The 8985-nt window shown below is 71.7% G+C and carries 6 protein-coding genes and 1 pseudogene; 4 read left to right on the top strand and 3 right to left on the bottom strand.

The features are described from left to right. From D7V97_RS35365 to D7V97_RS35355, 3 genes are all read left to right on the top strand, one after another. On the top strand, positions 1-766 hold a 766-nt coding region (locus D7V97_RS35365), incomplete at its 5' end, for an EI24 domain-containing protein (protein WP_120615032.1). Between the two features lie 218 nt (positions 767-984). Then, positions 985-4236, top strand: a complete 3252-nt coding sequence (locus tag D7V97_RS35360; protein WP_120615030.1) for an MXAN_5808 family serine peptidase — start codon at positions 985-987, stop codon at positions 4234-4236. 187 nt (positions 4237-4423) lie between these two features. Further along, positions 4424-5332, top strand: a complete 909-nt coding sequence (locus tag D7V97_RS35355; protein ID WP_120615029.1) for a hypothetical protein — start codon at positions 4424-4426, stop codon at positions 5330-5332. Here the strand turns inward: D7V97_RS35355 and D7V97_RS35350 are convergent. Then, positions 5329-6063, bottom strand: coding sequence for a glycerophosphodiester phosphodiesterase family protein (locus D7V97_RS35350; protein ID WP_120615028.1), 735 nt, complete (start codon positions 6061-6063; stop codon positions 5329-5331). The genes D7V97_RS35355 and D7V97_RS35350 overlap by 4 nt on opposite strands. Positions 6064-6180: 117 nt before the next feature. Between D7V97_RS35350 and D7V97_RS35345 the strand changes: the two genes are divergently transcribed. After that, entirely contained in the window at positions 6181-6402 is a 222-nt protein-coding gene (locus tag D7V97_RS35345; RefSeq protein ID WP_120615027.1) for a twin-arginine translocase TatA/TatE family subunit, read from the top strand. Here the strand turns inward: D7V97_RS35345 and D7V97_RS35340 are convergent. Both D7V97_RS35340 and D7V97_RS46200 read right to left on the bottom strand, forming a co-directional pair. Further along, the gene (locus tag D7V97_RS35340; RefSeq protein ID WP_120615026.1) at positions 6399-7190 is read right to left on the bottom strand and encodes a hypothetical protein; all 792 of its coding nucleotides are present in this window, start codon (positions 7188-7190) and stop codon (positions 6399-6401) included. The two genes, D7V97_RS35345 and D7V97_RS35340, sit on opposite strands and share 4 nt — an antisense overlap. A 6-nt stretch (positions 7191-7196) precedes the next feature. Next, positions 7197-8985, bottom strand: a pseudogene (locus D7V97_RS46200) (hypothetical protein); the annotation flags it as partial.

The following is an 8985-nucleotide window of genomic DNA, read 5'->3' as shown; positions in this document are numbered from 1 at the left end:
GACGACAGGGCTGTTGCACACGCTCGCCCGGCTGGCCCTGCTGCTGCTGGGGCTGGCGGTGCTCCTGCCCCTCAACGCGGTGCCCGGCATCGGCAGCGTGCTCTTCACCGTCCTGGCCAGCCTGTGGTCCGTCTGGGCCCGGCCCGTGTCCTGGTACGGCCGCGCCGGCTGGTACACCGCGCTCGTCCTCGCGGGCCTGGTCGCCTGGGTGGTGGGCGCCAACGTGGTGCCGCCCCTGCTCATCGCCCCGCTGCAGGACCCCCTGTCGGAGGCCACCGAGTCCGAGTGTGACGGCCCGAACAGCGCCCTGTCGTCCGCCTCGTTCCTGCGCGGGCTGACGACAGGGCTGTTGCACACGCTCGCCCGGCTGGCCCTGCTGCTGCTGGGGCTGGCGGTGCTCCTGCCCCTCAACGCGGTGCCCGGCATCGGCAGCGTGCTCTTCACCGTCCTGGCCAGCCTGTGGACCATGCTGTGGATGGCCGCTGAACACCTGGCCGCGCCCATGACGCGCCACCTCTACCCGTTTTCGGAGGTGCGCCGCATGTTGCGCGAGCGCCGGGCCCTCTGCCTGGGCTTCGGCGCGGGCGTCTATGTGCTGCTCTGGGTGCCCATCCTCAACACCTTCTTCCTCCCGGTGGCCATCATCGGGGGCACCCTGCTGTACCGGGGCCTGCGCGCCGCGGGGAACCTGGCCCCGCCCCCGGATGCGCCTCCGGATGCGATCGGCGGCCCGGGAACGCTGGGGACGCCCGGCCCCCCGAAATAAACGGGGCCGCCGGGTGTCCGTACCGCCAGGGGGCACCGGGAACGCATTGCCTGCGGCAGACGTTCTCGGACGCTAGTGACAAGGCCATGCCTTGAAGCACCTGGAAGCCGTGATTAGGCTTGCCCGGCCGCTACCAGGACCCTGGCTCACGTCGAACCGTTCGGATTCACAGGGCTTTTCACGCTTCACCCCGGGGCACCCCTCGTGCCCCAGCTTGGATGAACCGCATGCCGCGTATCTTCCGCCGCATCACCGCCGTCGCCGTTCTGTTGGGAGCCTGGGCCTTCGCCGGCAGTGACCGCGCGCCCCTCCCGCTCACCCTGGGAGCGGCGGAGGCGGGGCAGGACTCCTGGGACGGGGCCCTGCCGTCCGCCAGCAAGAGCGAGAAGGCCCCGCACGACCTCAACAGCCTGCGCGTGCTGACGAAGGTCATCCTCTACGTGAAGGAGAACTACGTCGACCCGAAGCGGGTGAAGCCCAAGGAGATGATGATCGCCTCCCTGGAGTACGTGGAGAAGAGCGTCCCGGACGTGCTCGTGGACGGCAACCCGGAGACGGGCCGCCTCAACGTGAACGTGAACGGCAAGCAGAAGGAGTTCGACATCTCCCACGTCGACTCCCTGTGGAAGATGTCCTTCGCGCTCAAGGACGTCTTCGACTTCCTGTCGAAGAACATGCGCCCCATCGAGGAGACGCGCGACATCGAGTACGCGGCCGTCAACGGCATGCTCTCCACGTTGGATCCGCACTCGGTGCTGCTGCGCCCGGAGCTGTACCGGGAGATGAAGCTGTCCACCAAGGGTGAGTTCGGCGGCCTGGGCTTCGTCATCCAGATGAAGGAGGGCAACCTCACCGTGGTGAAGGTGCTGCCCAAGACGCCCGCGGCGCGCGCCGGCATCCAGAAGGACGACCGCATCAAGAAGATTGGCGAGGAGTCCACCGTCAACATGGACCTCAACGAGGCCGTGTCCAAGCTGCGCGGCCCGGTGGACAGCCGCATCACCATCACCGTGGAGCGCGACGGCTGGGACAAGCCCCGCCCGATGACGGTCGCCCGCGCGATGATCTCGATTGAGAGCGTGCAGCACAAGCTGCTCGCGGGCGGAGTGGGCTACGTGCGCCTGAAGAACTTCCAGGGCAACACCACGCGCGACCTGGAGTCCGCGCTGACGGAGATGCGCAAGCAGGCGGACGCCAAGGGCGGCTTCAAGGGGCTCGTGCTGGACCTGCGCGGCAACCCGGGCGGCCTCCTGGAGCAGGCCATCCAGGTGTCGGACACGTTCCTGTCCAAGGGCACCATCGTCGCGACGGTCGGCCTGTCGGACAAGCTGCGCGAGGAGAAGCGCGCGCGTGCCACCGAGGGTGAGGAGTCCTACCCCATCGCGGTGCTGGTGAACGCCGGCAGCGCCTCCGCGTCCGAAATCGTCGCGGGCGCGCTCAAGAACCTGGACCGCGCGGTCATCATCGGGCGGCAGACGTTCGGCAAGGGCAGCGTGCAGGTGCTCTACGACTTCCCGGACGACAGCGCGCTCAAGCTGACCATCGCCAAGTACCTCACGCCCGGTGACGTCTCCATCCAGGAGGTCGGCATCGTGCCGGACATCCAGCTGGTCCCCACGCGCGTCACCTCGGAGCGGGTGGACGTGTTCGCGCCCCGCAAGTCCATGGGCGAGGCGGACCTGGATCAGCACTTCGGCAACCCGGACTCCACCACCGTCGCCAAGAAGCGCGAAGAGGTGCTGGACCGCGAGAAGCCGGGCACCAGCCTCAAGTACCTGAAGGTGGACGAGAAGGCCGCCCAGGCCGCCGCGAAGAAGGAAGAGCCCAAGGAGAAGGTCGCGGCCAAGCCCACCGGCAAGGACAAGGACAAGAAGGAGCACGGGGAGAATGATCCGCTGCTCGACGTGGACGTGGCCGGCCAGGGCGAAGACCTGGACGACCAGCTGGACGCGGAGTCCCAGGAGGAGATCAAGGAGGACTTCGAGGTGCAGTTCGCCCGCGACTTCGTCCTGCGTGTGCCGGCGGTGAAGCGCACCGAGCAGCTCAAGCTGGGCAAGGCCTTCGTGGAGCAGAAGCGCAACGAAGAGGAGCAGCGCATCAACAGCGCCATCGCGGCGCTGGGGGTGGACTGGAGCCCGGGTCCGACGCCGAAGAACGTGCAGCTGGACGCCAGCTTCGCGCCCGGCAACGACGCGAAGATCGCCGCCGGCGAAGCGCTGGACATGGTCATCAACGTGGAGAACAAGGGCACGGAGCCCCTCAAGCGCGTGCGCGGGTGGACGGAGAGCGACAACGCGTTCCTCGACCGCCGCGAGTTCCTCTTCGGCGCCATCGCGCCGGGGGAGAAGAAGTCCTGGAAGGTGCAGGTGCGCCTGCCCAAGGACCTCACCAGCCGCCGCGACGACGTGAAGGTGAAGCTGTTCGACGACAACGGCGCCCTGCGCGAGACGCTCGTGTCGGAGCTGTCCTTCGTGGAGCTGCCCCGCCCCACCTTCGCCTTCAACTGGCAGGTGGTGGATGACTGCGCCGAGTGCAACGGCGACGGCGCCGTGCAGCGCGGCGAGGACGTCACCGTGGTGATGGACGTGACCAACACGGGCACGGGCGCGGCGCTGGACTCGTTCGCGCAGATCAAGAACGGCGGCGACGCGAACGTCTTCATCGAGAAGGGCCGCTTCAAGCTGGGGGAGATCAAGCCCGGCGAGACGAAGACGGCGCGCTTCCAGGTGGCGCTGAAGAAGGGCTACAAGGGCGACACCTTCCCGCTGAAGCTGGCCATCCTCGACGAGCCCCTGGAGGAGTTCGTCCTGGAGAAGCTCCAGCTGCCCGTGAAGGACGGCCCCGCCGCGACGGTGGAGGCGAAGAAGGGCCTGGTGAAGCTGTCGGACAAGGCGGAGCTGTTCGGCTCCCCCGTCGCCGACGCCCGCCCGGTGGCGCGGCTGCCGCAGGGCGCGACGCTCACCGTGGAAGGCGTCACCAAGGGCTTCTACAAGGTCGCGCTGGAGAAGGACCGCTTCGCCTTCGTGCGCACGCAGGACGCGCGCGAAGTGAAGACCGGCAAGGCCGTGGCGCCCAAGACGGTGGCGTGGAGCACCACGCACCAGCCGCCGGACATCAAGCTGGACGTGGATCCGTCGCACGGCGGCGTGGTGGTGAACGGCGACAAGTTCACCCTCTCCGGCGCGGTGAAGGACCCCAACGGCCTGCTGGACGTCTACGTGCTGGTCAACGACCAGAAGGTCTACTTCAAGGCCGTGGACCCCAAGGGCGGCGAGCCCAACACGCTGAAGTTCACCGCGGACTTCACCCTGAAGGAAGGCAACAACAACGTGCTGGTGGTGGCCCGCGAGAGCAGCGAGTTCGCCAGCCGCCGCACCCTGGTCATCCGCCGCCGTCCGGCGGAGGTGGCCCAGAAGGTGACGACGCCCGCCGCCGCGGCCACCACGCCGGTGAAGCCGCGCCAGCAGTAGTCCCCAGGCACCACGCCTGACGCCTGACCACGGGCGGCCTGCTTCCAAGGACTCCCTTCCCCACCGGAAGGGAGCCTTCTTGGAGGAGGGCCGCCCGTTTTGTTGACGCTTCACCGAAGGCCGATTTAGGGTCCGCGCAGGTGGGCGCCCGCTTGACCGGCATGCGTCCCGGAGGCGTGAATCCCCAATGCGGACGTTCAGTCGGTGGCTGGTCCTCGCGACGGCGCTGTGCGGGGCCGCTGCCCACGCGGATGACAACGACCTGTCGATTGCCCGGTTCGGCGTCGACCGGCGCGACGGCAGCGCGATCATCACCCCGGAGCAATTCACGCAGGCGAGCGCGGACTTCCGCGCCTTCGCGCGCACGTTCGGCGCGGTGATGACGTCCGCGAACCTGATGCCTCCCCGCACGACGGGCCACTCGGGCTACGCGTTCAACGCGGAGCTGTCCGTGGTGTCGCTGCCGGAGAGCGTGGCGCTGCCCACGGAGAAGGCGCAGCCGGGCTCCGTGCTGGTGCCCTCCCTCCACGTGCGCAAGGGCCTGCCCTTCTCGCTGGAGCTGGGCGGGCGCGTGGGCTGGGTGGAGAAGAGCAGCATGGTGACGGCCACGGGCGAGCTGAAGTGGGCCGTCAACGAGGGCTTCACGTACCTGCCGGACGTGGGCGCGCGCCTGCACGTGACGAAGCTGTTCGGCGCGCACGACCTGGACCTCACCACCACGGGCCTGGACATCGGCCTGGGCAAGCAGTTCCCCCTGGGCGGCATGGTGACGCTCACGCCCTACGGCGGCCTGGACCTCAACTTCGTCAGCGCCGCGTCGCGCACGCTGGACTTCGACCCCGGCCGCTCGCTGGGAGACGCGGCGGGCGACCAGTCGCGGGATGCGCTGATCAACACGGGCGCGTACGCCCGGGTGTCCGCGGGCGACAACCTCACCCCGCGCTTCTACGTGGGTGGGCGCTTCATCGGCGGCGCGCTGCAACTGGGCGCCGAGTTCTCCGTCACCAACCTGGGCAGCTTCGACGTGGCGGGCGCGGACAGCCGCGACCTGCCGTCCGTCGTCGCCTTCAACACCACGCTGGGCCTGGACTTCTAGGCCGCCGGGGCGACGTCGCGCAGGGCCTCGCGCACGCGTCCCGGACGGTTGGTGATGAGGTAGGACACCCCCAGCTCGCGCAGGGCCCGGGCGCGCCGGGGGTCGTCCACCGTCCACGCCGCCACGCGCAGCCCGGCTTCGTGCCACGCGGCCAACCGCTCCGGCGTGCACGCCTCGTGGGAGGGGTGCACCGAGTGCGAGGACACCAGCGGGCTCACCACGTACGCCTGCGGCGCCCAGGCCTTGTCCGGGTCGATGAGGAAGCCCCGGCGCAGCGTGGGGGCCACCGCCGCCAGCCGGAAGAGGCACAGCGGGTTGAAGCTGGACACCACCACCCGCTCGGCGAGCTTTCGCTCCCGCACCAGGCGGGCCACGCTCGCGACGAGGCCGCCGTCGTCGACGCGGTCGCACTTGAGCTCGATGTTGACCAGGAAGTGCGCGGGCAGCGCGTCCAGCACGTCCTCCAGCAGCGGGATGCGCGCGGGGGCGAACCCCAGGGACGTGCCCACGTCCGCGCGGGAGAGCTTCCACCACGGCGTGGTGCGCACCTCCCAGGGCTGTCCGGCCAGGCGCTCCAGGCGCTCGTCGTGGCACACCACCACCTCGCCGGAGCCGCACGCCATGGCGTCCAGTTCCACGCCGTCGGCGCCCTGGCGCACGGCCTCCGTGAAGGCCTCCAGGGTGTTCTCGGGGGCATCGGCGCTGGCACCACGGTGAGCGAGCAGGAGCATGGGGAGCGCAGTGTGCGACGGAAACGGGCCCCGGGGCAGCGCCGCGGACGGCCGGGCGTCCAGGGGTGGACGCCGCCCGGCTTGCCTCCCGGGAGGGTTTATTGCAGTGTCCGCCGCATGCTGGGCCTCGGAGAATACATCGTCCTCGGCTTCATCCTGCTGGTGGTCTTCTCGGCCGCGCGGATGGGGCAGCTTGGCAACGCGGTGGGCAAGTTCGTCTACTCGTTCCGCAAGGCGTCGCGCGGCCAGGACCTGGTCGACGTGAAGACCCTGCCGCAGTCCCGCCGGGGCAGCACGGACGCGGACTTCACCGAGCCTCCGAAGGACCGCCGCTCCTAGACCTCCTCCCCGCCCGGGAGGACGAGCGGACCGGGCGGACTGCCGGGCGCGGGCGCCAGCAGCAGGCGCGCGGCCTGCTGCCTCAGCGCGGGGAGCAGCCCCGTGTCCGCCACCAGCTCCCGCAAGTCGGAGGCGTTGAGCAGCGGGACAATCTTGGCGCCCACCTCTGGTGGCAGGTAGGGGTTGAAGACGAGCGCGCGGCGCACCGCGTGGCGGACGGACCAGCGCGGCGTCTTCCAGATTTCGACGAGCGGCTCCGGACGGGCGGGCCGGCGCGCGGCGATGCGCACGACGAGCGGCTCGGTGAGGCGGGGGTTGAGCAGCACGTTGCGCAGCACGGCCGGGTTGCTGACGGTGGCCAGGCGCGACAGCACGTCCGGGTCGCGCGTCAGACGGGCCTGCTGCTTCAGGTGGCCCAGGGACTGGTTGGCCGCGAGCGCGTCCGCGCGGGCCGCGGCGTCCGCGTCCAGCTCCTTGCGGGCGGGCCCCTGCGCGAAGAGGTCCGCCACCGCCTCCAGCGACTGCACGTGGGCCATGCGCCGGAGCGCGTCCACGTGGGGGATGTGCTCGGACTCCTGGTCCAGCGCGGCCATGAAGTCCGACAGCACGCAGGTGGCCGGGGCCTCGCCCGCCCTCGCCAGGGACAGCAGGTGGCCGATGAGCTCGTTCGTGTCGAACGGCTCGCGCCGGGCCAGCTCGCGCGCGGCGGCCTTGCGGCGCACCGTGGCGCCACCGCCCAGGGCGTGAAGGTTGCGCGCCAGCGCGCGGGCCTCATCCAGCGTGGGCATGGCGGCTCACCCTCCCGTGCGGTCCGCCGTGGGCGCGGAGGGCGCGGCCTCCAGCGTCACCTCCAGTCGGAAGCCGGCGAGGTCCGCGGGGAACTCCTGGAACACCACGAGGAAGGGCACCTTGCCGCCCGGAGGCACCGGGAGCGCGGCCGCGTCCAGGCGCTGGCGCAGCGCGGTGGCGGCCTCGCGGTTCGTGACGGCGAAGAGGTCCTCCGGCGTGGCCAGCGCGCCCGCGAGCCCCTCGGAGGAGCGCACCCGCTGGTCGCCTTCGAAGAGGGCGGCGCGCACGCGCACGGCCGCGGCGGTGCCGGTGCGGTTCTCCGCCTCCCCGCGCACGACGAAGAGCATGTGGCCGTCGCGCGTGGCGTACAGGCCGTTGGACACGTCGCTCGCGATGAACGGTGCGGGCGGCGGCATCACCAGCGCGCGCAGCCGGTCCGGAGACAGGGTGGACGCGTCGACCTTCCCGTCGCGCAGGTACACGGTGACCAGCGCGCCCAGGGCCACCACCAGCACGGTGGCGACGGCGAGGTTGACGACGAACCCGGTGAGCTTGCGCGCGCGGCCGGGCAGCCGGCGCTGGGGCATGCCCACGTCCTCCGGCCGGGCCGAGGGCTTCGTCACCGTGACGGCGGGCCCTCCGCGCATGGAGGCCAGGTCCACCACCTCGCGGCGGGGCGTGGTGATCTTGAAGGGGTCCGCGTCGTCGAACGCCGGCACGTCCTTCAGCAGCGAGATGCCCTCTGCGTCCGCGTCCGGATCCTGCTCCGAGGGCACGTCGCCCAGGAGCGCGGCGCGGCCGGTATCGGTGGGGACCATCCCCTCCTCCCCCGAGGCGCCTCCGCCGGAGAAGTCGAACAGGTCGCCCATCGAATCCGAGCCCGGCGCGGACGGCGGCGCCTCCTCGGGGGCGGGGGCGGACAGGTCCGCGGACGGCGCGACCATGTCGATGGACGCGAACGGATCCTCGGTCTCGTAGGAAGGCGACGGCGCGGTGGGCGCCGCTGGAGGCGCCGTCCGGACGGCGGCGTTGCGCGGAGAAGCAGGGCCCGGGGCGGAAGGCGCGTCCTGGGGGAAGTCGAAGAGCGTGTCGGAGATGGCGCCGGGCACCGGGGGCGCGATGGCACCGGGCGAGGGACGGCGCGCGGTCGGCGGAGGCGCGGCGCGGGGCGGCGCGGGAGGCACGGCCGCGAACCCCTGGGGAGGCTCCATCGCGAACGCGCCAGGATCCGCCGGGGGCGCCGCGAAGGCCGCGGGGCCCGGAGACGGAACGGGGGCGCCAGGACGAAGCGCACCCGGAGGCCCCGCCGCGAACGCCCCCGGAGGAGCGGGCCGGGGCGCGGGCGGTGCGAACGCCCCGGGAGGCACCGCCCGGATTCCGGTGGAGGAAGCCCTGGGCGGAGCGGCCACGGGCCTCGGAGGGACCACCGGCCGGGGAGCCGCCGCAGGAGGCACGGGGGCCACCGGCGCGGCCGAAGGTCCAACATCGGACATGAAGTCCGCGAACGGGTCGGCGGCGTCCACCCCGCCCAGGTCCACCGGCGGGGGCTGCGGCGCCGTCGGACGTCGCGAGGCGACCCCGGGCGGAGGTCCGGAGGGAGACACGGGCACGTCGAACGGCGTCAGCGGTCCCCTGCCCCCAGGCGGCGGGGCGGGGGCCCGGACGGGAGCCGCCTGCGCGTCGTCCACGTCGATGTCCACCTCCACATCGCCCCAGGACCTCGCCGGAGACGGCTTCGCCCCGGGGGCGCCAGGGCCTCCAGGCGCGTAGTAGGCCGGGCCCGGACGGGTGACC

The organism is Corallococcus sp. CA053C, from assembly GCF_003611675.1.
GTDB lineage: Bacteria > Myxococcota > Myxococcia > Myxococcales > Myxococcaceae > Corallococcus.
The sequence above is the reverse complement of the archived record's forward strand: the minus strand, read 5'-3'. Positions and strand labels throughout refer to the sequence as shown.

Coding starts and splice junctions, on each gene's coding strand:
- D7V97_RS35350 (WP_120615028.1), bottom strand. CDS start 6,063: ATGCTCCTGCTCGCTCACCGTGGTGCCAGCGCCGATGCCCCCGAGAAC.
- D7V97_RS35345 (WP_120615027.1), top strand. CDS start 6,181: ATGCTGGGCCTCGGAGAATACATCGTCCTCGGCTTCATCCTGCTGGTG.
- D7V97_RS35360 (WP_120615030.1), top strand. CDS start 985: ATGAACCGCATGCCGCGTATCTTCCGCCGCATCACCGCCGTCGCCGTT.
- D7V97_RS35340 (WP_120615026.1), bottom strand. CDS start 7,190: ATGCCCACGCTGGATGAGGCCCGCGCGCTGGCGCGCAACCTTCACGCC.
- D7V97_RS35355 (WP_120615029.1), top strand. CDS start 4,424: ATGCGGACGTTCAGTCGGTGGCTGGTCCTCGCGACGGCGCTGTGCGGG.